At 64.4% G+C, this 23,220-nt stretch carries 21 protein-coding genes and 1 tRNA gene; 11 read left to right on the plus strand and 11 right to left on the minus strand.

Features of this window, described 5'->3' with window-relative positions:
• The first annotated feature begins 77 nt into the window (after positions 1 to 77).
• Positions 78 to 1,088, plus strand: a complete 1,011-nt coding sequence (locus tag AC0L2D_RS08450) for a sugar-binding transcriptional regulator (RefSeq protein WP_024503720.1) — start codon at positions 78 to 80, stop codon at positions 1,086 to 1,088.
• Here the strand turns inward: AC0L2D_RS08450 and AC0L2D_RS08455 are convergent.
• Genes AC0L2D_RS08455 through AC0L2D_RS08465 form a run of 3 tightly spaced genes read right to left on the minus strand, consistent with a single transcriptional unit; the run spans position 1,075 to position 4,248 of the window.
• On the minus strand, positions 1,075 to 1,926 hold the full coding sequence (locus tag AC0L2D_RS08455) for a TIGR01459 family HAD-type hydrolase (protein WP_473540798.1): 852 nt from the start codon (positions 1,924 to 1,926) through the stop codon (positions 1,075 to 1,077). The genes AC0L2D_RS08450 and AC0L2D_RS08455 overlap by 14 nt on opposite strands.
• The gene (locus tag AC0L2D_RS08460; RefSeq protein ID WP_473541010.1) at positions 1,923 to 3,197 is read right to left on the minus strand and encodes an FGGY-family carbohydrate kinase; all 1,275 of its coding nucleotides are present in this window, start codon (positions 3,195 to 3,197) and stop codon (positions 1,923 to 1,925) included. Before AC0L2D_RS08460 ends, AC0L2D_RS08455 begins: the two co-directional genes overlap by 4 nt.
• Before the next feature lie 7 nt (positions 3,198 to 3,204).
• Positions 3,205 to 4,248: a class II aldolase/adducin family protein gene (locus AC0L2D_RS08465; protein WP_473540799.1), complete on the minus strand. Its 1,044-nt coding sequence runs from the start codon at positions 4,246 to 4,248 to the stop codon at positions 3,205 to 3,207.
• Between the two features lie 192 nt (positions 4,249 to 4,440).
• Here AC0L2D_RS08465 and AC0L2D_RS08470 point away from each other — a divergent pair, with 192 nt between their 5' ends.
• The 8 genes from AC0L2D_RS08470 (at position 4,441) to AC0L2D_RS08505 (ending at position 12,893) form a co-directional block, all read left to right on the plus strand.
• Positions 4,441 to 5,217: a DeoR/GlpR family DNA-binding transcription regulator gene (locus AC0L2D_RS08470; RefSeq protein ID WP_013529337.1), complete on the plus strand. Its 777-nt coding sequence runs from the start codon at positions 4,441 to 4,443 to the stop codon at positions 5,215 to 5,217.
• On the plus strand, positions 5,214 to 6,593 hold the full coding sequence (locus AC0L2D_RS08475) for a carbohydrate kinase (protein WP_473540800.1): 1,380 nt from the start codon (positions 5,214 to 5,216) through the stop codon (positions 6,591 to 6,593). Before AC0L2D_RS08470 ends, AC0L2D_RS08475 begins: the two co-directional genes overlap by 4 nt.
• Positions 6,590 to 8,134 (plus strand): sugar ABC transporter ATP-binding protein, encoded by a 1,545-nt coding sequence (locus AC0L2D_RS08480; protein ID WP_473540801.1) that lies wholly within the window; start codon positions 6,590 to 6,592, stop codon positions 8,132 to 8,134. The genes AC0L2D_RS08475 and AC0L2D_RS08480 overlap by 4 nt, the downstream gene beginning before the upstream one ends.
• On the plus strand, positions 8,131 to 9,129 hold the full coding sequence (locus AC0L2D_RS08485) for an ABC transporter permease subunit (protein ID WP_013529340.1): 999 nt from the start codon (positions 8,131 to 8,133) through the stop codon (positions 9,127 to 9,129). The genes AC0L2D_RS08480 and AC0L2D_RS08485 overlap by 4 nt, the downstream gene beginning before the upstream one ends.
• A gap of 76 nt (positions 9,130 to 9,205) precedes the next feature.
• Positions 9,206 to 10,144 carry an ABC transporter substrate-binding protein gene (locus AC0L2D_RS08490; protein ID WP_013529341.1) on the plus strand — a complete coding sequence of 313 codons (939 nt, stop codon included), beginning with the start codon at positions 9,206 to 9,208 and terminating at the stop codon, positions 10,142 to 10,144.
• A gap of 64 nt (positions 10,145 to 10,208) precedes the next feature.
• Positions 10,209 to 11,102, plus strand: a complete 894-nt coding sequence (locus AC0L2D_RS08495) for a sugar phosphate isomerase/epimerase family protein (RefSeq protein ID WP_473540803.1) — start codon at positions 10,209 to 10,211, stop codon at positions 11,100 to 11,102.
• 333 nt (positions 11,103 to 11,435) lie between these two features.
• On the plus strand, positions 11,436 to 11,789 hold the full coding sequence (locus AC0L2D_RS08500) for a cupin domain-containing protein (protein ID WP_024503728.1): 354 nt from the start codon (positions 11,436 to 11,438) through the stop codon (positions 11,787 to 11,789).
• Between the two features lie 939 nt (positions 11,790 to 12,728).
• Entirely contained in the window at positions 12,729 to 12,893 is a 165-nt protein-coding gene (locus AC0L2D_RS08505; RefSeq protein WP_164745797.1) for a hypothetical protein, read from the plus strand.
• A 151-nt stretch (positions 12,894 to 13,044) separates the two neighbouring features.
• On the opposite strand, the gene AC0L2D_RS08510 is transcribed toward AC0L2D_RS08505, so the two are convergent.
• The 3 genes from AC0L2D_RS08510 to AC0L2D_RS08520 all read right to left on the minus strand — a co-directional run bounded on the left by AC0L2D_RS08510 (position 13,045) and on the right by AC0L2D_RS08520 (position 16,832).
• Positions 13,045 to 14,973, minus strand: coding sequence for a hypothetical protein (locus AC0L2D_RS08510; RefSeq protein ID WP_473540804.1), 1,929 nt, complete (start codon positions 14,971 to 14,973; stop codon positions 13,045 to 13,047).
• A 535-nt stretch (positions 14,974 to 15,508) separates the two neighbouring features.
• A tRNA-Arg gene (locus AC0L2D_RS08515) sits at positions 15,509 to 15,585 on the minus strand.
• Between the two features lie 83 nt (positions 15,586 to 15,668).
• The gene (locus tag AC0L2D_RS08520; RefSeq protein WP_013529349.1) at positions 15,669 to 16,832 is read right to left on the minus strand and encodes a M20 aminoacylase family protein; all 1,164 of its coding nucleotides are present in this window, start codon (positions 16,830 to 16,832) and stop codon (positions 15,669 to 15,671) included.
• A 213-nt stretch (positions 16,833 to 17,045) separates the two neighbouring features.
• On the opposite strand from AC0L2D_RS08520, the gene AC0L2D_RS08525 reads away from it, so the two are divergent.
• Both AC0L2D_RS08525 and AC0L2D_RS08530 read left to right on the plus strand, forming a co-directional pair.
• A complete protein-coding gene (locus tag AC0L2D_RS08525; RefSeq protein WP_013529350.1) occupies positions 17,046 to 18,209 on the plus strand; it encodes a D-alanyl-D-alanine carboxypeptidase family protein in 1,164 nt (387 codons plus the stop codon).
• A gap of 3 nt (positions 18,210 to 18,212) precedes the next feature.
• Entirely contained in the window at positions 18,213 to 19,316 is a 1,104-nt protein-coding gene (locus AC0L2D_RS08530; protein WP_013529351.1) for a CobW family GTP-binding protein, read from the plus strand.
• A gap of 10 nt (positions 19,317 to 19,326) precedes the next feature.
• Here AC0L2D_RS08530 and AC0L2D_RS08535 read toward each other — a convergent pair whose 3' ends face one another.
• From AC0L2D_RS08535 to AC0L2D_RS08555, 5 genes are all read right to left on the minus strand, one after another.
• Positions 19,327 to 19,563, minus strand: a complete 237-nt coding sequence (locus AC0L2D_RS08535; protein WP_024503732.1) for a sulfurtransferase TusA family protein — start codon at positions 19,561 to 19,563, stop codon at positions 19,327 to 19,329.
• A gap of 8 nt (positions 19,564 to 19,571) precedes the next feature.
• On the minus strand, positions 19,572 to 20,870 hold the full coding sequence (locus AC0L2D_RS08540; protein WP_473540806.1) for a L,D-transpeptidase family protein: 1,299 nt from the start codon (positions 20,868 to 20,870) through the stop codon (positions 19,572 to 19,574).
• A gap of 217 nt (positions 20,871 to 21,087) precedes the next feature.
• The gene (locus AC0L2D_RS08545) at positions 21,088 to 22,038 is read right to left on the minus strand and encodes an acetyl-CoA carboxylase carboxyltransferase subunit alpha (RefSeq protein ID WP_024503734.1); all 951 of its coding nucleotides are present in this window, start codon (positions 22,036 to 22,038) and stop codon (positions 21,088 to 21,090) included.
• A 99-nt stretch (positions 22,039 to 22,137) separates the two neighbouring features.
• Positions 22,138 to 23,055 carry a site-specific tyrosine recombinase XerD gene (locus AC0L2D_RS08550; protein WP_473540808.1) on the minus strand — a complete coding sequence of 306 codons (918 nt, stop codon included), beginning with the start codon at positions 23,053 to 23,055 and terminating at the stop codon, positions 22,138 to 22,140.
• A complete protein-coding gene (locus tag AC0L2D_RS08555; protein ID WP_013529356.1) occupies positions 23,056 to 23,208 on the minus strand; it encodes a hypothetical protein in 153 nt (50 codons plus the stop codon). It abuts the gene before it with no gap.
• Between the last annotated feature and the right edge of the window lie 12 nt (positions 23,209 to 23,220).

Genomic DNA, 23,220 nt, shown 5'->3' on the forward strand with positions numbered 1-23,220 from the left:
ATCAATAGGCGATACTAGACCAGCATGCAGAATCGGCGGCGGCGCCCTCGTCCGTCGCCGCAGGGGGAGAGACAGACTTGGGCAGACGACGACAGGGCGAAAGCGAAGACGGTCGAGGCGAGGCAACCGAGCTGGTCGCCAGCGAAAGCCGGACGGATCGCCTCAGGATTCGCGCCGCCTGGATGTATTTCGTCGAACAGATGACGCAGAACGAGATCGCCGACGTGCTCGGCGTCGGTCGCGTCACCATCGTGCGCATGCTGGCGGATGCCCGGGCGCGCAACGAAGTGAAGATCACCATCGAGAGCGAATTGTCGGAAATCGTGCGGCTTGAACGCGCGTTGGAGAAGACGTTCGGGCTGCAGCAGGCTCTGGTGGCGCCGCTTTCGGCAGCCGATGCCGATCCCATACCAGCGATCAGCGCCAAAACCGGCAGCTTCCTGTCGGACACGATGAAGTCCGGCATGCGGGTCGGTGTCGGCTGGGGGCAGACGCTGTTCTCGAGCCTGCCTTTCATCAGCGCCAAGTCGCTCACCGACTTCAAGGTGATTTCGCTGCTTGGCGGTGTCGGCGTCGTGCGCCGGGTCAACCCAGCCGAGTTCGCCTGGCGCTTCGCTCAGATATTCCAGGGCGACGGCTATCTGATGCCGACACCAGCCGTGGTCGACAGCGTCGAGACCAAGATCGCCCTGATCGAGCGCTGCGGCCTGCAGGAGATTTTCGAAATGGCCGACGTGCTCGATGCCGTTCTGCTGAGCGTCGGCGGGATCGCCTCGGCCACCACCTTCTCTCGTGGTGGCTTCCTCAAGGAGGCGGATCGGGAGGCCCTGCTTGCGCGTGGCGCCGTGGGTGACCTCCTGTTCCATTTCTTCGACCGCAACGGCGATCTGGTCGACCATCCCGTCAACAGCCACGTGATGTCGGTGGATGTCGACCGTCTGCGCAAGGCGCCGATCCGCATCCTCACCTCCGGTGGCGAGGAGAAAACCGAAGCGCTGCTCGGCGCCATGACCCTCATCGCCCCAACCATCCTGATCACCGACGAGGAGAGCGCGCGGCGCATGCTGGAAGCGGTCAGCGGAAGCTGAAGCTGTCCATGATGTAGTCCGGCCAGGCCTGCTGTTCGTCGAAAACAGCGGCGAGATCCGGTGTGTCCGCCAGTATTCCGCTCAGCACCAGCGCGGTGGCGATGCCGGTGCTGTTTCCCCCCGATATGTCGTGTTCGACGCTGTCGCCGACGCAGACCACGGTGCCACGGTCCGGCTCGCCGGCCAGCGCCAGCGCGGCGTCGAAAATCGCCGTGTCGGGCTTGCCGATGCGGGTAACGCTGCCGCCCAGGCTTTCGTAGAGATCGGCCAACCGGCCGGAGCCGAAACGAGGGCCAACGGCCGTCAGCATGATGATGTCGGGATTGGTGCAGAAACACGGCACCCGCCGCTCCGCCGCCGGCGCGAACAGCCTGCGATAATGGTCAAAGTCAAAGCGGTCACCCTCGCTGGCCGCGATCAGCACCAGCTCGGCCTCATCGCCGGACCCGGTCAGCGCAAATGGCAGGCCTTCGATCGCGGAGCGGTCATTGTCGCGGCTGATCAGCAGGCATTTTGTCCCCGGGCGCAGCTTTCCCGACGCCGCCATCTCCCCAAAGGATCGCCACGCCACCTCGCCGGAAGAAACGAAATGATCCCAGCTTCCCGGTTCGAAGCCGAGTTTCATGAGCCGGCTTTCATTGGGTTGAGCCCGCCTGCCGGAGTTCGAAACCAGCACCACGGTCTTGCCGGCGCGTTTCAGCGCCGATAGCGCTGCCACCGCGCCTGGATAGGGCCGCGTGCCGTCGTGCAGCACGCCGAACTGGTCGAGCAGGAACACATTATAGCGCTCCGCCAGCGGCCCGAGGCCGTCGAGACGTTCGATCGTTTTCGCGCTCATAGGAGTCCTGCCCGGCTTGCACCCATCAGCGCCAGCCGCGCCGTGCCGGCGGCGGCCTCGTCGGAAAGCGCGGGCAGGAAATCGACGCCGAGCCTGCGACGCCGGATTGCCGTCCAGGCCGGGTTCGCTGCCCCGCCTCCGACGCTCCTGACCGATATCAGCGTGGGCGCGCCGAGTTCGGCAAGCCTGTCATAGCCGAGCGCTTCGATCGCGGCGATGCCTTCGAACATCGCTTTCAGATAATCGGCGTCGTCCGCCGGCCGCGGCGCAAGGCGAGGCGGCAGCGCCGGATCGGCGATCGGAAACCGTTCGCCCGTGGCGGGAAGCGGATAGTAATCGAGGCCGGTGCCCGTCTCCGGGTCGATTGTCGCGCTGAGTTCGATGATACGGGCGAGCGGAAAGTGCTGGGCCAGCACCTTGCCGCCTGAGTTCGAGGCACCGCCCGCCAGCCAGGCGTTGCCGAGCCGGTGGCTGTAGATGCCGAAGCGCGGCGCCGAAATCGGCCGGTCGGACAGGATCTTGATGGTCAGCGAGGATCCCAGCGCAGTGACCCCGTCGCCGATCGCGGCGGCACCGGTCGCCAGGAACGAGGCGCAGCCATCCGTGGTGCCGGCGACGACGGCCACATCGCGCGGCAAGCCGAACAGTTCCCCGGCTTCCGCGGTGAGGGCGCCCGTGACCTCGCCCGGCACGACCACGCGCGGCAGCAACTCCATGCGCATTCCGGTCGCCGCGATCCATTCCGGCCAGCGGCGGGCCTCGACATCATAACCTGTCTTCAGGGCATTGTTCTCGTCGCTGACGTCGAAGCGGCCGGAGAAGTTTCCGGCAATCCAGTCGGCCTGATGCAGCACTGCCGCAATGCCCGGTAGATGCTGGAAGCGCAGGGCCTTGGCGAGGCCGGATGTCGCTCCATGCGCTGCACTTGCAGCCGGCGCGGTGCGGGCGATCGCGGCCAGGAGGCCGTCGTCATCGACCTTGTCGTTGTACATCAGCGGTTCGGCCAGCGGCAGCCCGGCGGCGTCGACCGGCAGCAGCGTGCCGGAGGTGCCGTCGACGGCGATGGCGCGGACCGCCGTGCGGTCGATGCCGGAAAGCAGCTCCGTCAGCGCCGCCTTGACCGCTTGCCACCACGCCGTGGGGGCTCGGCCATCGCGGCCAAACCTGTCGAGTGGAACGGCCGAATGCCCGGCTATGGAAAAATCACGGCGCATGGCGACGGCGCGCGCACCTGATGTGCCAATGTCGATGCCGATGACAAGTGGCATCATGTCCATGCTAGCCGCCAGCCGCGTTGAGCTTCTGGCGATATTGCTCGGCGTCCCAGTTGACCAACTCGTCATTCTCGGAAGCGGTGAGATAGTTCAGCCGCGCGGCGATATCGATGCGCGCCGTCACGTCGGCGAGGCAGCGTTGCATGGCATCGGCGCCGGCACTGGCGTCGCCGCGCATCAGCACGCCTGCGCCGGGAAACAGGATCGCCGCAGGCGACGTGCCCAGTCGTGCAACGACATCTGCCACGGCCTCGCCTGGCTTCGCCACGACGGAGCCCTGGCCGAGGAAGATGACGTGGTCCGGATAGAGGCTGCCGGCCTGCGCCATGCGGCGGCTCTCAGCGTCGAGCGCAACCGCATGCGCTTCGACATCGGCCGGCAATCTGTAGCCGCTGTCGCCGGCAAGCGCGGCCAAGGCGTCGAGGTCGGGTGCGGCGGTCGCGCGCGCCGGCCGGGCCAGCAATGACCTGATACGGCGCAGCAGAAGCTCCGCCCCGGCGACGGTTTCGGCAGCGACGACCAGCCCGTGATTGCCAAGGATCAGCACGTCGACACCAGGCCGCAGTTTTTCGGCAATGCCGCGTGCAAGCGGCAGGCCGGGCCGGAAATAGGGCACATAGGCCCATTCGATGCCATCGAGCCGCTTGGCGACCTCGGCCTCGCCATCGGCCTGCACGGCAAGCGAGATGGTGTCGACGCAATGGACATGCAGAACGACGCGCTGCGGCATCAAAGCGTGCACCGTGGTCTCGATCGATGGCCGCAGGCCGCGCGGGTTGAGCGCTGCAATGGTGAAACCCTGCGGCTGGTCGGCGGCGCGATCGCGCTGTTCGACGGCTTTCAGCAGCGGCGCCATCGCCACTGGCACCATGATGTCATCGACGAGCGCGTCTTTCAGCCAGGTGCCGGAGGCCTTGATCCACAGCGTGTCGCCGGCTTTCAGCGAGGTGTTGCCGCCTGCCGCCTGGGTGAGATGCGGGCTCCGCCCGATGCTGGCCGAAAGCGCCCGCAAGGCCGCCAGTTCCTGCGCGTCAGCTTGGGTCGCCATGGCGCTTTTCCTCCAACGGCTCGGCCGTGTCCTGCGCGAAATCCCGTTGCCGGGATCGAATTGGCGCTGATATCGCAGAAACGAGTGATCTACGTCAATAGTGATCTACTGTCATCAAACACGCTTGCAATCCGACTAATGTTGAGTAAGTTACGCCAATTGCCATGGAAAATGGCATCCGGGAGGAAAGAATTGAGCGACTCCGGCCGTCAGCGTCAGATCGTCGAACTGTTGCGGGATCGTCCGTTCGCTTCGGTGCGCGAGTTGCAGGAGCGGCTTGGCGTTTCAGCCGCGACGGTCAGGCGCGATATCGACAGGATCGACGAGGCCGGCGAAGCGCGGAAGGTCTATGGCGGCATCTCGGCGCTCGACGGCGCTTCCCAGGCCGGTGTTGCCTACGCCAGGCCTTACGACGAGAACCGCGACCTTGCGGTCGAGGCCAAGCGGCAGATCGCCGCTCTCGCGGCGACCATGGTGCGCGACGGCGACGCCGTCATCGTGCATGGCGGCTCGACCTGCTTCCATCTGGGCGTCAAGCTCGCCGAGCGCAACATCCGCCTCTACACCAACTCGATGCCGCTGGCGGCCTATCTCAGCGACCACGGCCATTGCAGCCTGACGGTTGCGGGCGGTGATCTGCATCGCGAACCCGGCATCATCCATTCGCTCAGCCAGGCCGTGCCCTTCTATGCCTCCAAATTCTTTCTCGGCGCGCAAGGCCTTGGCCAGGAAGGCGTGATGGAATCGCACCCGCTGCTGGTACGCTCGATCGTCGATCTCAGCCTTTGCGCCGACCAGATCGTGGTGCTGGCCGACAGCCGCAAACTGTCGATCCACGCGCGCAATGTCGCGTTGCCGCTTTCCCGCATCGGCACGCTGGTCACCGACGACGGTCTCTCCGACGCCGATGCGCGCATGCTGGAAGACGCCGGCGTCATGGTGCGGATAGCCTCGGGAGCCATCCAGTGAAGGTGGCTGTCCTCGATTTCGGCAAGACCAATTCGAAGCTGTTCGTCTTCGGCCAGGACGGGCGGATCATCGACGAGCGCCGGACACAGCCGAAATGGGTGCGCCAAGGCGTCTTCAGCGTGCTCGACGAGGCGGCGCTCCACCATTGGGCGCTCAGCGCCGTTGCCGATGCGGTCGACGGTCATGGAGTGGAAGGGGTCATGGTGTCGGGCCATGGCTGCACCTTTGCCTTGGTCGACGAAGTGGCGCTGACGCATCCGATCCTCGATTACGAGCAAGAGCCGCCGGCCGAGATTGCCGCGCGGATCGATCGCCGCGTTCCGGACTTTTCCGAGACCTTTTCGCCGCGGCTGCCGCTCGGCTTCAACTACGGCCGCCACATGCTGTGGCTGCAGGAGGTCGATCCCGACGCGTTCGCTACGTCGAAATCGATCCTCGGCTATCCGCAATACTGGAGCTGGCGCCTTGGCGGGCGGGCGGTCTCGGAAGTGTCCTATCTCGGCTGCCATTCGCATCTGTGGGCGCCGCGGAGCCAGGACTTTTCCTCGCTGGTCGACGCGCAGGGCTGGCGTGGCCGGATGCCTGGCTTCGAGCGCGCCGGCACCGTTATCGGCGAGCACCGCCTCGGCGCTGCGGCGCGACCGATCGCCATCCACAACGGCGTCCATGATTCGAATGCGGCGCTCTATGCCTATCGCCGGCAGGAGCTTGGCCCGGTCACCGTCGTTTCGACCGGCACCTGGGTCGTCGTGCTCAATCCGGATTGCCCGCTCGACGCACTCGACCGGGATCGCGACATGCTGGTCAACGTCGATGTCGGCGGCGGCCCGGTGCCGACCATTCGCTTCATGGGCGGACGCGAATTCGCAACCATCAGCGGCGGCTGGCAAGGCGAGATCGCCGGTCCGGTGGTGCAGCGGGTGATCGATGCCGGCATCATGGCGCTGCCGAGCTTCGCGCCAGGTGGGCCGATGCCCAGTCAGTCCGGCCGGCTGGTGGGGCGCACGCCCGATGCCGAGGAACGCGCGGCGGCGGCGCTGCTCTACGTCGCGCTGATGGTCGATCTGTCGCTCGACCTCATCCATTCGAACAACACGGTGATCGTCGATGGCGGGCTGAACACAGGCGGTGTGTTGGCCGGACTGCTGGCGCAGTTGCGTCCCGGCCAGGCTTTCCTGCAGGGCGCCACGCTGGAGGGCAGCGCCACGGGTGCAGCGGCGCTCGCCTTCGAGAGCGTCGGGCGCGAATTCGCCGCCGAAGTTCCAGAGCCGGTGCACGCGTCGCGTTTCACCGGGTTGGCAGGCTATCGCAGCAACTGGCGTGACGCCACGATGGACCGGGGCGTCGCCGGTGCGGCAGTGGGAGGTGCGCGATGAGTGCGATTGCCCAGGCCGAGACGGCGCGTCAGCCGGTGCTGGAGATGCGCCACATCTCAAAGACGTTCGGCGCGATCCGAGCCTTGCACGATGTCTCGCTCAGCGTCCATGCCGGGGAGCTGCACGCCCTGATGGGCGAGAACGGCGCCGGCAAGTCGACATTGATGAAAGTGCTTTCAGGCGCCTATCGGCCGGATGCCGGCGGCGAGATCCTGATCGACGGCATGCCGGCTGCGACCGGCGATCCGATCAAGGCGCGCGCCAGCGGCGTCGCGGTGATCTATCAGGAGCTGTCGCTGGCGCCCAATCTGACGGTGGCGCAGAACATCTTCCTCGGCAACGAGCCGCGACGCTTCGGCATCGTCGATCGCGACCAGTGCACGCGGCGCGCCAGCGAGATCATCAAGCGGCTCGGCGTTTCCTTTTCGGCCCGCGGCATGGTCTCCAGCCTGTCGCTCGGCGAGCGCCAGCTGGTCGAGATCGCCCGCGCGCTATCGACCAATGCGCGCATCATCGTCATGGACGAGCCGACCACGTCGCTGACCTCGCGCGAGACCGACCGGCTGTTCGAGGTCATCGCGACGCTGAAATCGCAAGGCATCGCCATCATCTACATCAGCCACCGCATGGAAGAGGTGTACCAGCTTGCCGACCGCGTCAGCGTGCTGCGCGACAGCGGTTATGTCGGCACGCTCGAGCGTGCCGACCTCAGTGCCTCGCGCCTCGTCTCGATGATGGTCGGCCGCGATTTGTCGGCTTTCTACAAGAAGGATCATCGGCCGCCGGATGAAAAGCGCGCGGTGGCGCTCTCGGTGCGCGCCATGTCCGACGGCCGTCTCCTGAAAAACTGTTCGTTCGACCTGCACAAGGGCGAGGTGCTGGCGCTGGCGGGTCTGGTCGGTTCCGGCCGCACAGAGCTTGCGCGGCTGATCTTCGGCGCCGACAGGCACATTTCAGGCACGCTGGAACTCGACGGCAAACCTGTAACCATCGGCTCGCCGCGCGAGGCGCTCGATGCCGGCATCGCCTATCTGACCGAGGACCGCAAGGAACTCGGCCTGTTCCTCGACATGTCGATCTCCGACAATATCAGCATGGGCGTGCTGGCGCGGGATTCGCGCGCCGGCGGCTTGCGCGACTTCGCGGCCGCCGAAAGGCGTGCTTCCAAGGCCGTTGCCGATCTCTCCATCCGCACCAGTTCGGTGCAGGCCAATGCCGGCTCGCTGTCGGGCGGCAACCAGCAGAAGGTGCTGCTCGCCCGCCTGCTCGAGACCGAGCCGAAGGTCGTCATCCTCGACGAGCCGACCCGCGGCGTCGATGTCGGAGCGAAATCGGAAATCTACCGGCTGATCGACAATCTCGCCAAGCAGGGCATCGCCATCCTGATGATCTCCAGCGAACTGCCCGAGGTGATCGGCGTCGCCGACCGGGTGCTGGTGATGCGCGACGGCACGATATCGGGCGAGGTGACGGCATCGCAAGGCGAACCGCTAAGCCAGGAGGAAATCATGGAACTTGCAACGGGAGCGGCCCAGCAATGACCGACAAGGCGACCGAGATCAGCGCAGTCGGCCAGGCGACCGGCACGAGCCGACGGTTGCGCACGGCTTTCGCTGCCCTTGGCATGCTGCCGGTGCTGATCCTGCTGGCGGCCGGCTTCCAGTTCCTGAACCCGCGCTTCCTGACCGAGACCAACCTGTTGATCGTCACCCAGCAGTCGTCGATCAACATCGTGCTGGCGGCCGGCATGACCTTCGTCATCCTCACCGGCGGTATCGACCTGTCCGTCGGCGCCATCCTCGCCGCATCGGCGATGGTGGCGGTGATCGTATCGCTGGTGCCGGACTGGGGTTTGCTCGGCGTGCCGGCGGCCATTCTGGTCGGCCTCGGCTTCGGCCTCATCAACGGGCTGCTCATCGCCTACATCAAGCTGCCGCCCTTCATCGTCACGCTGGGTTCGCTGACCGCGGTGCGCGGTGTCGCCCGCCTGCTCGGCCAGGACACCACGGTGTTCAATTCGGACCTGCCGTTCGATTTCATCGGCAACGGTTCGCTGTTCGGCATCCCGTGGCTGGTCATCATCGCACTGTCGGTGGTGGTGCTGTCCTGGCTGGTGCTCAAGCGCACCGTGCTCGGCACCTGGATCTACGCCGTCGGCGGCAATGCCGAAGCGGCGCGGCTGACCGGTATCAAGGTGCCGCTGGTGCTGCTCTTCGTCTATGGCGTTTCCGGCCTGCTGGCCGGCCTCGGCGGCGCCATGTCGGCGGCCCGGCTCTACGCCGCCAACGGCTTGCAGCTGGGCCAGTCCTACGAACTCGACGCCATTGCCGCGGTCATTCTCGGCGGCACCAGCTTCGTCGGCGGCGTCGGCTCGATCTGGGGAACGCTGATCGGCGGCCTGATCATCGCGGTGCTCTCCAATGGGCTCATCTTGGCCGGTGTCTCGGACATCTGGCAGTACATCATCAAGGGATTGGTCATCATCGTGGCGGTCGCCCTCGACCGCTACAGGCTCCAGGCAGGAGCAAGAACGTGATTGACCTTAGTCGCCGGCGTCAACGACCGGTTTGTGTAACGCACCGTGAGAGGCGCGGGGCAATCGGAGGAAAGCAATGAAGACCATCGCCAAACTGCTCTGCGGCGTCGCACTCGCGTCGCTCGCCATCGCGCCTGCTTCGGCCAAGGACCTCAACAAGGTCGGTATCTCGGTCGGCCTGCTCGGCAATCCCTTCTTCGTCGCCACCATCAAGGGCATCGAGGACGCGGCCAAGAAGATCAACCCGAAGGTCGAGGTGACCTCGGTATCGGCCGACTATGACCTCAACAAGCAGGTCTCGCAGGTCGATTCGTTCATCGCCGCCGGTGTCGACGTGATCATGCTCAATGCCGTCGACGCCAAGGCGATCGCGCCGGCGGTGAAGAAGGCACAGGCCGCAGGTATCGTCGTTGCCGCCTTCGACGTTTCGGCGCCGGGCGCCGACGTCACCGTGATGACCAACAACGTCAAGGCCGGCGAAGAGGCCTGCCAGTACCTGGTCGACCACACCGGCGGCAAGGGCGACTACGTCATCCTCAACGGACCGGCATCGTCGTCGATCCTGGAGCGGGTGAAGGGCTGCAAGAACGTGCTTTCGCAGCATCCCGACATCAAGATCCTCTCCGACGACCAGAATGCCGAAGGCTCGCGCGACGGCGGCCTGAAGGTGTTCCAGTCGCTGCTCACCCGCTTCGACAAGATCGATGCGGTGTTTGCCATCAATGACCCGACGGCGATCGGCGCCCAGCTCGCGGCCAAGCAGCTCAACCGTTCGGAGTTCATCTTCACCGCCGTCGACGGCGCGCCCGATATCGAGAAGGAACTCTCTTCCGGCACCTCGATGATCAAGGCCTCGGCCTCGCAGGATCCCTATGTGATGGCCGGCCAGTCACTGACGATGGCGGCCGAACTGCTGGCCGGCAAGAAGCCGGCGGAGCCGACCGTTCTGCTCGACCCGAAGCTGATCACGGCCGAGAACCTGAAGGACTACAAGGGCTGGACCGCAGCCCGCTAAATTCTTCCCAAGGCCGGTGCGGCCGGGATGACCCGGCCGCACCTTGTCAGCACCGGAGACGATGATGTCGCGTATTGGAATCCATTCTTTCGTCTGGTCGGCGAGCTCGGCTCAGGCCGATCTGGAGCGCACGCTGGCCAACACCAGGGAGGCCGGCTTCGATCTCATCGAATTCTCCTATCTCGACCCCGCCAATGTCGACATCGGCGGGCTCGCGAGGCGCATCGCCGATCTTGGCCTCGGCGTGGCGATCAGCATCGGATTGCCTGGTGATGGCGATATTTCGAGCGCCGACAAGGCAATTGCCGCGCGCGGCGTCGAAATCCTCAACGACACCATCGCGCTGACGCGTGACCTCGGCGGCCGGAAGGTCGCCGGCATTCTTTCGACCAGCCACGGATTGCAGGTCGAGGCGCCGACGCGCGATCAATGGCAGCGCAGTGCCGGCACTCTGGCCAAGGTTGCCGAAACAGCCAAGGCGGCCGGCGTCACGCTCAACCTCGAGATCGTCAACCGCTTCGAAAGCAATCTGCTTAACACCGCCGCGCAAGGACTGGCCTTCATCGAGGACACTGGCTCGGACAACATCTTCCTGCATCTCGACACGTTCCACATGAACATCGAGGAGGCCGATGTCGGGCTGGCCATCCGTCAAGCCGCGGACAAGATCGGCTATGTCCATATCGGCGAAAGCCATCGCGGCTTCCTCGGCACCGGCAATATCGATTTCGCCGCGATCTTCGATGCGCTGACGGCGATCGGCTACAGCGACGATCTCAGCTTCGAATCCTTCTCTTCGGAAATCGTCGATGAGCACCTGTCGAAGAAGACCGCCATCTGGCGCAATCTGTGGACGGACAACATGGCGCTGGCCAAGCACGCGCGCGCCTTCATCGGGCTCGGGCTGGAGACGGCAAGGCGCAAGGCGGAACTCGTCTCGGCACGGCACAAACCCTGACCCGCCCTTCGAGAGCCGAAGGGCGCGGCGTGCGCCGCAGGGCTCTGACTTCAAATCAACAAACGGCCTTATGGCAGCCAGTGCTGGCAGCTTTTGCGCCGCCAGCTTTTTCGCGATAGGAATTTTTTCTTGACTCGGTGACCTCAGCTATGGTACATTTTTGCCTATGGTGCTGATTTGCGCCAGTGACCCGCCGCACAGGCGGGTTTTTGTTTGATGCACCGTCAGCCAAGGTGCCGGCCGTATGGCGGCGGCATTGCTCGCGGCAGGTGCATCGGTTATCTGACCGGCCAGGCAAACAGCGCCACGCAATCCCCAAACGGAGTTCGGCACATGACACGCGAGACAATCCTCAAATTCGGCACCGTCGAACACGCGGACGCAGGCGATCTGGCTGGCTGGATCGTCGTCGAGGGCAGGCCGACCATGCAAACCGCCGTCCAGCACACGACCGAGGACGGCAAGGTGTTGTCGGGCACCTGGCGGGCGACGCCCGGCACCTATCACGCCACCTATACCGACTATGAGTTCGTGCACATGATCGCCGGCCGCATCATCATCACGCCGGACGGCGGCACGCCGGTCGAGGTCGGCCCCGGCGACGCCTTCGTGGTGGAAGCGGATTTCAAGGGAACCTGGAAGATCATCGAGCCGGTGACGAAGCATTTTGTCGTGCGGGTCGGCTGAAGCGGGGTGATCCGTCTGGCCGCGCCATCGCGGCGAGTGCTCAAGCGAAGCTTTTTCGTGCCTCCGGGGGCCTTTTGGAGGCCGTCCCACCCGACATCGCGTGGGGTGTCGCCGATGGGCTCGGAGGAGGTGCGCTGACCTGAGCGCGGTAAGCGTATTCGCTGATCTCTGCATTCGCCGGGGCCTCGGCCAGGCCACTCCTCGGACTCCGGTCATTGGGTCATGAAGGCGTCTGTGGCGTCATCCAGACGGTCGGCCTCGACATGAATGATACGGCACTCGCCAGCCAAGCGATCTCTCATCGGTGCTTACCGGCCAAGTATCCTTGATACACCGGATTGATCCCCTAGTTCTTTCGGGGGCGCGGCAATCGCGAGGTTGCCTCGGGGCAGCGGCGGTTCGCGCCGTTCTGACTGCACGCCGCGGAAAGACGGTTGGACCGACGCATCCATGGAGGTCGTCGTGCGTCAATCGCGTGGATTCACCTGTGCGTATTTCGTCTTAGCTTGCTCGATCGCGGTAGTTTGCGCAGGAGCTGCAACCGGTGGTCAGCAAGGCGGAGGGCATGGCAACGGCGGCCATGGTTCTGGTGACCATGGGGGCGGTGGAGGTCATGACGCCGGCGGCAACGAGGGCGGCTCGCACAAAGGGACTGGCGACGACCCTGGCGGCTCCAGTTCGTCGGCGGACGACGGCGAGACCAGCACAAGCGGCACTACGACAGCCCCGGGGACGGTAGGTACGGCCACCGCTACTGCTGTTGCGTCCGCAAGGGGCGGACAGTCGCTCGACCTCCCGGCCGCTCTCCAGCCCCCCAGCGACAGCAAAACTCAATCAACAGTCAGCCGAACCGAGGCGCTGCCGGGCGTCCCGGATAAAGTCGTTCGGGCCTGCCATGATGCCATCGAGTCGGCCGCCGCTCCGTTGGGGGCGACCAGCGTGCGCGTCACCAGCGCGGGCTTCGTACATCAGTTGAGTCGGGCGACGATCTCGGCCCCCATCGAGGTCAGCATCGACTATGCGCGGCAAGGCAGCGTGGAAACGCGGCAGGCGGCGATCCAATGCGAATTGGACGCGACAGGCAGCGTGATCGGTCTGACTTAGCGAACCGCGCAGAACACTCTCGCTGATGAAGCAGGGTGAATTCGAGAGGCCATTCATCTTTGGCCGAAATGGCAGCAGGCCTCGGATGCGTTACGAAGGGGTGCGGGGCATCAAAAATGGCCTTCCACGGAAGCGACCGCGCAGTCGGAAATCACTGCGGTGTCACCTGTCTTGGCAAGAGCGAATAAGGAAGTGTGATCGAACGCACCCGGGTCATCCGCGAAGGGTTGCGAACCTTGCCAATCTTCTTGCTGACGGCCTTCACCTGGCTGGCTGCCGCGCGGCCAGAACGCGGCTTCAGGGGCGGTTCGATCTGCGCGCTGCGGCGCTCGGTCCTGAGCCTGTCGTTGTCCCCGCGCGCCGCAGCCAAGTCGCGGGCAAGAGAAACAGTGGCCTCGCGTTGCTCGTCCAGAGCCTCCTGAAGCTTAGCGACACGCACCAAAAGAGCTTGGGCGGCGGCTTCGCGCTCGATGCGTGCTCTGTCGAGATCCTCACGATTCATGACGGCTGTAGTACGTTCCCGTGCCAGAGCCTGTGCCGTCTCGGTTGCGGCCTGCTCGGCACGCTCTTTCGCTGAGACTGCCTTGGCTCGCTCCAGTTCAGCCGCCTGGCGCTCGATGCGAGCTTCTTTCAGCTCCTCAACGGCCGCTGCTGCTGCAGCGCGTTCTCGTGCGAGCGTTCGCTCCGTGTCAGCGGCGGTCCGCTCCACTTGTTGTCTCGCTGTGACCGCGTCGGTCCGTTCGCGCTCAGCCGCAGCCGTACGCTTCATGAGTGCGTCATTGGCCAGTTTCGCTTCGGCGAGATCGCCACGAAGCAGCTCCGTCTTCCGGCGCTCGTCGTCGAGTATGCCGCTCGCCTGCGCCAGTGAAGCCTTGGCCGTGGCGCGATCCTTGGCGGCCTCGGTCTCAAGCTTTTCAATTTGGACGCGCGCTTGCGAGAAATCGCGCGCCTGCCTTTGGGCTTGCTCCTGCTCGAGATGAGCAGCGGGCATCTCCTTAAGGACATAGCTGGCGGCCTCGCTCAGCATCGTGCGGGCCTCTCCCGCAATGCGCCGCAACGCGTCAAGGGTGCGGGCTGCCGCGAGTTCATTGCGCAACCGCTCCTCGCGCGCGTCATCGGCAGCTGCCATGCTTGCCCTCAGCGTGTGGATCTGCTTGCTCGCCTCGAGGAGCGCTGCCTGCAGAGCGGCGCTCCTGGCACGCTCGCCTTCCGCCGCCCGGTGCTCCTGGTCGGCCAATTGTCTCGCAGCGGCAGCCTGAGCACGATCCGTCCCGGCTTGCGCCTGGTTAGCCGTGAGATCCGGGCCAAGCAATTCGGCACTCGCCTGAAGTCCCAGCGGGCGCGAAAGGTCTCGATGGGCCTGGTCTTGGGTTTGCGAGATGGCGGAAGCGCTTTCGACCCAGATTTGTCTCGTCATCGCATAGCCAATCGGCGCGGCCAGACAAATGGCGGCGAGACCCAAGCGCGATACAAGAACGATCGGCCTGCGAACGACAGGGTTTGAGGCAGGCGCCATGGCCGGGTCGGGATCTCCCATCTGAGCTATGAAATTCAAACCGCGATCCGCAGCATAGGCCAACGGAGCAATTTTTGGCGGTGAAGCCTTATGGCGCAATTGGTCCCGTGCCGACCCGCAAATCCGCTTCCCACGTTCCGCGATCGCGCTGATGGATGCTGCAAGCCGGCCAGACTGCACTCTGTTCGGTGCAGGAGCACCGGTCTCGACCACTGACGAGCTCCCGCTGGGTTCGGATGTCGCGGCGAAATGTTCGATTCGCACTCCGAACCGAGAGTAGTTGGAATTCTGAGCCCGAACATTCAGGCCGACCGCATGCAAGGGGTTGGCAGCCTTGGAAGAAGCAGGCCCGGCGACAAGTCCGGACGGGCTTTCCCATTCCCAAGAAGCCTCGTCGGCGATACCGGATCTGCCTTCGTCAAACGCTGCAAGGCGGCGCCGTCGCACCGCGGCAAGGATACGCCGGAGCACAAGACAGACGCCCACCGATGCAAGCGTCACCACTGCGCTCAGAATGGCCAGATTTACGTCGTTTGCATACATTTCGGCAAGATAATTTGGCATTGCCGTGCCCGTGCGTTCTGGTGGTATTGCCAAGTTCATAAAGCGATGTCTGGTCATTCGCCTTGGTATTCGCCAAGGCCTTACCGCTCTCGGAGCGTCGCTTTCTTCGGGATCCTTCTGGTCCTTGCGAATTGTTGCGGATGGCGGGGCGCCGGTCGCGTGCCGACAGATCGCCGCAGTTGATATTCCGTAGCGGGCAATGGCCGACCAAGGACGCATGCAGGGCTCTGAAACGCCGGTTTGCGCCTCTGCATAGCAACCTCGCGAGAGTTCGCCGGTGCGGACAATTCGCCATTTCCGGGCTTAGGACTGTCCATCATGAACTTTAAGCTAGGTCACAGCGCACCACGGTCAACCATCAGCTCCTAATGATCCTGCAGGCAGCCTTCGGCCAGACAAAAGGGCCATTGTAGTGCCCGCTCTTCGTAGCGAAGCTGATCGTTCCTTGTTCGGTGATGCATTCCCGCCGAGATTAGAATTCGTCGTACTGTTTCGCGAAAAGTACGACGTCAATTTGCTAAGCTGATGCAAAGCATGGTGATCCCGACAGGAATCGAACCTGTGACCTACAGATTAGGAATCTGCCGCTCTATCCTACTGAGCTACGGGACCACGCGGCCAGACACATAGCCGCTTCGGATCGTTTCGCCAAGAGGCCGGCCGAAGGCAATTCGGCCGGCTTTGCGCTGCCGCTGTCAGGCGGCCAGCGCGGTTTCAGCCAGTTTCACCCAGTAGCTCATGCCGTGCGGGATGACCTCGTCATTGAAATCGTAGGCCGGGTTGTGGAGGCCGGCGGTGTCGCCATTGCCGATGAAGATGAAGGCGCCGGGGCGGGCTTCGAGCATGTAGGAGAAATCCTCGCCGCCCATCACCGGCTGGATGCCGCGGTGGACATGGGCGTCGCCAGCGACACTCATCGCGACGTCACCGGCAAACACCGTCTCTTCCGCGTGGTTGAAGGTCACGGGATAATTCGCCTGGTAGTCAACCTCGATCCTGGCCCCGAACGCGGTCGCCAGTCCGTCGCAAATGCTGCGGATGCGCTCTTCGGACTTCTTGGCGATTTCTTTTCGCAAGGTGCGCACGGTGCCGGCGATTTCGGCGGTTTCGGGGATGATGTTGTAGGCGTCACCGGCGTGGAACTTGGTCACCGACACCACCACGGCCTCGACCGGATCGGTGCTGCGCGAGGCGATCGTCTGCAAGGCGCCGACCAGTTGGCTGGTGATGACGATCGGGTCGATCGTGCCGTGCGGCATCGCCGCGTGGCCGCCCTTGCCGCGCACGGTGATGGTGAATTCGGCGGTCGCCGCCATGATCGGGCCCGGGCGAATGGCGAACTGTCCGACAGGCAGGCCCGGCATGTTGTGCATGCCGAATACCCTGGAGATATCGAAACGCTCCATCATGCCGTCCTTGACCATCTCGTTGCCGCCGCCGCCGCCCTCTTCGGCCGGCTGGAAGATCACCGCCACCGAACCGGTGAAGTTGCGCGTCTCGGCGAGGTATTTGGCCGCACCCAGCAGCATCGCCGTGTGGCCGTCATGGCCGCAGGCATGCATCTTGCCGGGGATGGTCGAGGCGTAGGGCTTTCCTGATATCTCGTTGAGCGGCAGCGCGTCCATGTCGGCGCGCAGGCCGATGGTGGGACCTTCGCCCTGGCGGCCGCGGATGATGCCGACCACGCCGGTCTTGCCGAGCCCGGTGACCACATCGTCGCAGCCGAAGGCCTTCAGCTTTTCGGTGACGAAGGCGGCGGTCTTGAAGACGTCGAAGTTCAGTTCTGGCGTCTGGTGCAGATGCTGGCGCCAGCCGGCAACTTCGTCCTGCATTTCGGCGGCACGGTTCAGGATTGGCATGATGGTTCCATCTCGCTGTTGGGACGGCGGGTGTTGGCCGCTGCCTTGCAATTGTGATCGCCAGGCACTTTGCCATCTTGGCGTCACATAGAGTAAATAGCACCGCAACAATGGGGTCCGGTTTTTGAGGGTCGGACCATATGCTGGCGATCGCGTAATGAAATCTTACGGAGCCAGGGGCGACTACGGCAAGAGGCGATTTCGGATTTGATCATGCGGTACAGGCATTTCCTCAAACTATTCTCGGCTGGCACAATCGCGCTGTCGGTTGTGGCCGGGCCGGCGCTGGCCAATCCGGTGGTCGTGTTCGACCTCGGCAGCGGCAAGATCCTGCAGCATCAGGATGCGTTCAAGCGCTGGTATCCGGCGTCGCTGAGCAAGCTGATGACCGCTTACGTCACCTTTCGGGCGATCGCGGCCGGCGAGGTACAGCTCGATTCGCCGATCAAGGTGACCAAACACTCCGCCGCCGAGCCGCCAAGCAAGATGGGCTTCAAGCCGGGCTCGGTGATGCGGCTCGACAATGCGCTGAAGATGATGCTGGTCAAATCGGCCAACGACATTGCCATGGCTGTCGGTGAAAATGTCGGCGGTTCGCAGGCGGCCTTTGCCGACCGGATGAACGCCGAGGCGACCCGGCTCGGCATGAACGGCACGCATTTCGTCAATCCGAACGGGCTCTATTCGCCGGATCAGTACACGACGGCGCGCGACCTCGCCGTGCTGGTGATGGCGATCCGCCGCGAATTTCCGCAATATGTGCCGTGGTTCTCGATCGAGGGCCTTGCCGTCGGCAAGAAGGCGATCCCCAACTACAATCTCTTGATCGGCCGCTATCCCGGCGCCGATGGCATGAAGACCGGCTTTGTCTGCCCCTCCGGCTTCAACATGATCGGTTCGGCGACGCGCAACGGGCGCACGCTGGTCGCGGTTGTGCTTGGCGAGAAGTCGGCGGTCACCCGCGCCGAGACGGCGGCAAAACTGCTCGATCAGGGGTTCGACACGCCTGTCGCCGGCTCGGCCACCGTCACCACGCTGGCGCCCTATGGCGACACGGTCTCACCCAACGACATGCAGGACGAGGTCTGCAAGAAGAAGACGCCGCAGGAGCAGTCCGAGGCGCCGCCGGCCGCCGCCAAGAACGTGCCGAAATCACCCTATCAGGAAAAGCTCGACCATGTGCCGACGCTGGTTGCCGTCGGCCTTGGCGGCGCCACCGGTCCGGCGCCGAAGGCCATCCTCGACCAGGGCGCGCAGGAATTTGCCGATGTGCCGATCCCGAGCTGGCGGCCCGACAGGCCGGCACCGGCCGGCACCGGCCCGAAGATTGCCGGCTCCGCCGCGCAGGGCGACCAGCCGGTCAAGGTTGCGAACTAGCCAATGGGCAGCGGCTTCCCGATCCCAGTCTCGGTGCTGACCGGCTTCCTCGGCGCCGGCAAGACGACGCTGCTCAACCGGCTGCTCAAGGATCCGGCGCTGGCCGACACCGCGGTGATCATCAACGAGTTCGGCGAGGTGGCGATCGACCATTTGCTGGTCGAGCAGTCTTCCGACGGCATCATCCAGCTGTCGGACGGCTGCCTGTGCTGCACGGTGCGCGGCGAACTGGTCGATACGCTGGCCGACCTGGTCGACCGGCTGCAGACCGGCCGCATTGCCCGGCTCGCCCGCGTCATCGTCGAAACCACCGGCCTTGCCGACCCGGCGCCGGTGCTGCAGTCGATCATGGCGCATCCGGCGCTGATCCAGGCCTTCCGGCTCGACGGCGTCATCACGCTGGTCGATGCCGTCAACGGCAACGCCACGCTCGATGCCCATGTCGAGGCGGTAAAGCAGGTTGCCGTCGCCGACCGCATCGTGCTCAGCAAAGCCGATCTGGCCACCGACCCCAATGAGCTGGAAATGCTGCGGGCGCGCCTGCGGCAGATCAATCCGGGCGCCGAACTGCTCGATGCCGACGACGCGGAGACAGGCGTGGCGGCGCTGTTTGATTGCGGCCTCTACAACCCGGCAACCAAATCCGCCGACGTGCGGCGCTGGCTTGGCGAGGAAGCGGCGCACGATCATCACCATCATGCTGGTCATGATCACGAGCATGACCACGGCCATCGTCACGATCAGCGCGTGCGCTCCTATTCGCTGGTGCATGACGGCCCGGTGCCGTTTTCGGCGATCGAGATGTTCCTCGACCTGCTGCGTTCGACCCATGGCGAGCGCCTGCTGCGCATGAAGGGCGTCATCGAGCTCAGGGAAGACCCGTCGCGGCCGCTGGTGATCCATGGCGTGCAGAAGATCCTGCATCCGCCGGTGCAATTGCCGTCCTGGCCGGATGGTCAGCGTGGCACGCGGCTGGTGCTGATCACGCTCGACATGCCGGAAGATTATATCCGCAGGCTGTTCGCCGCCTTCACCGACCGGCCGTCGGTTGACACGCCCGACCGCGCGGCGCTGGAAAACAATCCGCTGGCGATCGCCGGGCGGTAGCCCCCAACGATTACGGCGCGCCGCGCTCGACCAGGAAGCGATGGCCGCCGGAAACCGCGGCCGTTTCAATCAACTGGTGGCCGCTCTCGGAGCAGAATGCCGGAATGTCGATGACGGCGAGCGGGTCGGTGGTCTCCAACCAGAGCCGACTGCCCGGTTGCATCCCCGCCAGGCGCTTCTTGGCCTTGAGCACGGGCAAGGGGCAGTTCAGCCCCTTGAGGTCATAAATAGCGGCGCGATCAGCCACGGGCGATATCAACCGCCGAACATGCCGAGCAGCTTGTTCTTCAGCTTCGTCACCCGGCTTTCGTCGGCACTCGCCGCTTGCGTTTCAGCCATTGGCGCCGCTTCCGAAGGGGCCGCGATGGTCGCGGTGGCGACTGGGGCCTCCTTGGCGGCCTTCTCGGCCTCCTTTTCGGCCAGAGCCTGGGCCTTGGCGGCTTCCTTGGCTTGCTTGGCCGCCTCAATGGCAGCCAGCCTCTGCTCCTCGGCCTTCTGCTTGGCAGCTTTTTCGGCATCAAGAGCCGCCATCTTGCGGCCGGCGGGCGAATCGATGCGGCCCATGCGTGCCGTCTCGGTGACCGAGCCGTCATTGTTGAGCGACGGCGGATCGATCGGTACGCGTTCGCCGCGTGCGCGGCGCTTGGACCAGTCGGAGACGATGCTGGCTTCCTTGATACCGGCGATAGTCGGCTTGGGCGCCGGCACGCTGGCCTTGACCGCGCCGCTGAACGCCGCGTCATAGGTGCTCATGTAGGAATTGTAGGCGCTCTTCAGCGAATCAGGCTGCGTCGTCGCCGGGCAGGCGCCAGTCGGATCGAATGTCTGACCGTCGGCGGCTACCTGGTTGAAGACATAACGCTTCTCGCAGACATCGACCTTCGGCGGCACCTTGGTGATCTCGAAATTGTCGTAGCCGACCTTGAGCATCTTCCAGAAGTCGTAATTCGGGTCGTTGCGGTAGCGCGCCATGTTGGCGGCGGTCATGCGGAACGGAAACGCCTGGATCTGGAACTCGGTCTGGCCGCCCTGGAAAGCATCGCGGCCGAAGGCATAGATCTGCTCGATCTGCGCATCGGTCATCGAATAGCAGCCCGACGACGAACAGGCGCCGTGCACCATCAAATTGGAGCCGGTGCGGCCGTTGGCGCGGTCATAGGCGTTGGGATAGCCGATGTTGAAGGACAGATGGTAGTTCGAGCGCGGATTCATCTGCGCCGGGCGCACCGTGTAGAAGCCTTCCGGCGCCTGGCGGTCGCCTTCGGTGTATTTCGGCCCGAGCTTGCCCGACCATTTGCAGATGTCGTAGCTGGCGACCATGTCATAGCGGCCGTTGGTCTTGGCCTTCCAGATCTCGAGCTTGCCTTCTTCCTTGAAGATGCGGGCCATCACCGACGAGGTGCGGACCATGCCCTTGGCCCTCATGTCGGCGAGGATCTTGTCGGGCAGCGGCTTGTTGGCCTCCGGGGCAAAATCCTTCATCGACGAATTGTTGCAGCCGGCAAGGCCGAGGGCAGCGATCAGGATTCCGGTGCGGGCAAGCTTGACAAACATGGCTACGGATATCGTCTTTTCTCTGGCGCCAGGACGTTTCCTGCCCCGGCTGCTACACTGCGCATCGACGGACCCTAAGCCCGTTAACCCTAATAAATTCCTTACCGCAAGTGCCGACGCATCCCCCTGCGGCAGTCTCATTGAGCCGAATGCAGCGGCATTTTTGTGGCAAAAATGCTCCGCTCCGCCACATTGTTGCGGCCAAGGGTGCCTGTGGTCAGAGACTGCGGCCCATGGCCAGGTATTTTTCGCGGCGCTGTTCGCGGAAATCGGTGTTGGCGCCGGCGAAGTCCTTCATCGTCCTGGCGATGAGGTCTCCGGTCGCGGCGATCACGGTTTCGGCGCCGCGATGCGCACCGCCGAGCGGCTCGGGGATGATGGCGTCGATGATCTTCAGTTCCAGAAGATCCTGCGCGGTGATCTTCATGTTGGTCGCCGCGTCCTTCGATCGTGTCGTGTCGCGCCACAGGATCGAGGCGGCACCTTCCGGCGAAATCACTGAATAGATGGCGTGTTCGAGCATGTAGACGCGGTTGGCGGTGGCGATGGCAATGGCGCCGCCCGAACCGCCTTCGCCGATGACCACCGAGATCGACGGTACTTTCAGGCCGAGACAGGTCGAGGTTGAACGGGCGATAGCCTCCGCCTGGCCGCGCTCCTCGGCGTTGACTCCGGGATAGGCGCCGGCCGTGTCGACCAGCGTCAGGAGCGGGATCTTGAAGCGGTCGGCCAGTTCCATCAGCCGTACCGCCTTGCGGTAGCCCTCCGGCCGAACCGAGCCGAAATTGTGCTTCAGGCGGCTGGCTGTGTCGGAACCTTTTTCCTGGCCGATGATGGCAATGGGTTCGCCGCGGAAACGGGCGAAACCGCCGACGATCGCCTGGTCCTCACCGAAATTGCGGTCGCCGGCCAGCGGCGTGAAATCGGTGAACAGGCCCTTGATGTAGTCGACGCAATGCGGCCTGTCGGGATGGCGCGCCACCTGCACCTTCTGCCAAGGCGTCAGCGCCTTGTAGGCATCGCGCAATGCGTCGCGGGAGCGCTTCTCGAGACGGTTGATCTCGTCGCCGACATCGACCGCCTCGCCATTCTCGGCAAGCTTCTTCAGCTCGAGGATCTTGCCCTCGAGGTCCTGCACCGGCTTTTCGAAATCGAGGTAATTATACATGCGTGAGCGGACCGATACGTCGGAAGGCAGTGGCTGACGGAACCCTTGAATCCAAGGCTCCGGGCGGTGAAATGTCGTCCTCACATAGCGATATGAGGCCTAGTCGGCAAGCGGATGATGATCGTTGACCAGCCGCACCAGCCGCTCTTCCAGCACATGGGTGTAAATCTGTGTCGTCGATATGTCGGCATGGCCAAGCAATTGCTGCACGGTCCGCAGATCGGCGCCGTTCTGCAGGAGATGGCTGGCGAAAGCATGGCGCAGCACGTGCGGCGAGATCTTCGCCGAGGCAATGCCGGCCCTTGCCGCCAGCCCTTTCAGGTCACGCGCGAAGACCTGGCGCGAGAGATAGCCGCTGTCGGAGGCGGCCGGAAACAGGAACGGACTGTCGGCCAAGGCTGGCACCTTGGCGCGGGCGGCAAGCCAGGTCTTCATCGCCGCGCGTGCCTTGGCGGAGAGCGGCACCATGCGCTCCTTGTCGCCCTTGCCGCGCACCATGAAGAAGCGGTCGTCGCGTTGCGCCACCGTCACCGGCAAGCCGACCAGCTCGGAAACGCGCAGGCCGGTGGCGTAAAGCACCTCGACCAGCGCATGCAGGCGCAGTGATGCCAGGCTGTCCCCATCGCCCGACGAGACATCGCCGGCCTCAAGCGCTGCACGGTCGATCAGCCGGCCGGTGTCGGCCTCGCTCATCGTCTTGGGCAGCGGGCGGCCCTTTTTCGGACTGTCCAGCGTGCCGGTCGGGTCATCGCCGCGCAGGCCTTCGGCGTAGAGGAATTTGAAGAACTGGCGGATCGCCGACAGTTTGCGCGCCTGCGACGTGGCGGCAAAGCCGCGGGCGGCAATGTCGTCGAGATAGGCGCGGATATCGGCGGCGGCGGCACCGGCCAGCCCGCCATCGATCGCGCCGGAAGCGTCCTCGAGGTCGCGGCGGTAGGAGGAAAGCGTGTTTTCGGCCGCGCCCCGCTCGGCGCTCATCATTTCCAGAAAGGCTTCGATGCGGGCCGCGCTGTTCATTCAGCTTTTCTTGGGATTGAGCTTTTCCGGAGGGATGCGCACGCTCATTTCCCCCTTCTTTGGCTCGACGAACATCACCAGTGCAAACATCGTACCATAGGCAATGCCAGCCAGAATCGCCGTTACCACGACAAAGCGAAACAGTGTCGGCATCAATTTTCGCCC

The organism is Mesorhizobium sp. WSM4833, assembly GCF_055811095.1.

Coding starts and splice junctions, on each gene's coding strand:
- AC0L2D_RS08495 (WP_473540803.1), top strand. CDS start 10,209: ATGTCGCGTATTGGAATCCATTCTTTCGTCTGGTCGGCGAGCTCGGCT.
- AC0L2D_RS08555 (WP_013529356.1), bottom strand. CDS start 23,208: ATGCCGACACTGTTTCGCTTTGTCGTGGTAACGGCGATTCTGGCTGGC.
- AC0L2D_RS08500 (WP_024503728.1), top strand. CDS start 11,436: ATGACACGCGAGACAATCCTCAAATTCGGCACCGTCGAACACGCGGAC.
- AC0L2D_RS08485 (WP_013529340.1), top strand. CDS start 8,131: ATGACCGACAAGGCGACCGAGATCAGCGCAGTCGGCCAGGCGACCGGC.
- AC0L2D_RS08545 (WP_024503734.1), bottom strand. CDS start 22,038: ATGTATAATTACCTCGATTTCGAAAAGCCGGTGCAGGACCTCGAGGGC.
- AC0L2D_RS08455 (WP_473540798.1), bottom strand. CDS start 1,926: ATGAGCGCGAAAACGATCGAACGTCTCGACGGCCTCGGGCCGCTGGCG.
- AC0L2D_RS08550 (WP_473540808.1), bottom strand. CDS start 23,055: ATGAACAGCGCGGCCCGCATCGAAGCCTTTCTGGAAATGATGAGCGCC.
- AC0L2D_RS08510 (WP_473540804.1), bottom strand. CDS start 14,973: ATGCCAAATTATCTTGCCGAAATGTATGCAAACGACGTAAATCTGGCC.
- AC0L2D_RS08540 (WP_473540806.1), bottom strand. CDS start 20,870: ATGTTTGTCAAGCTTGCCCGCACCGGAATCCTGATCGCTGCCCTCGGC.
- AC0L2D_RS08465 (WP_473540799.1), bottom strand. CDS start 4,248: ATGGCGACCCAAGCTGACGCGCAGGAACTGGCGGCCTTGCGGGCGCTT.
- AC0L2D_RS08480 (WP_473540801.1), top strand. CDS start 6,590: ATGAGTGCGATTGCCCAGGCCGAGACGGCGCGTCAGCCGGTGCTGGAG.
- AC0L2D_RS08460 (WP_473541010.1), bottom strand. CDS start 3,197: ATGATGCCACTTGTCATCGGCATCGACATTGGCACATCAGGTGCGCGC.
- AC0L2D_RS08530 (WP_013529351.1), top strand. CDS start 18,213: ATGGGCAGCGGCTTCCCGATCCCAGTCTCGGTGCTGACCGGCTTCCTC.
- AC0L2D_RS08525 (WP_013529350.1), top strand. CDS start 17,046: ATGCGGTACAGGCATTTCCTCAAACTATTCTCGGCTGGCACAATCGCG.
- AC0L2D_RS08520 (WP_013529349.1), bottom strand. CDS start 16,832: ATGCCAATCCTGAACCGTGCCGCCGAAATGCAGGACGAAGTTGCCGGC.
- AC0L2D_RS08490 (WP_013529341.1), top strand. CDS start 9,206: ATGAAGACCATCGCCAAACTGCTCTGCGGCGTCGCACTCGCGTCGCTC.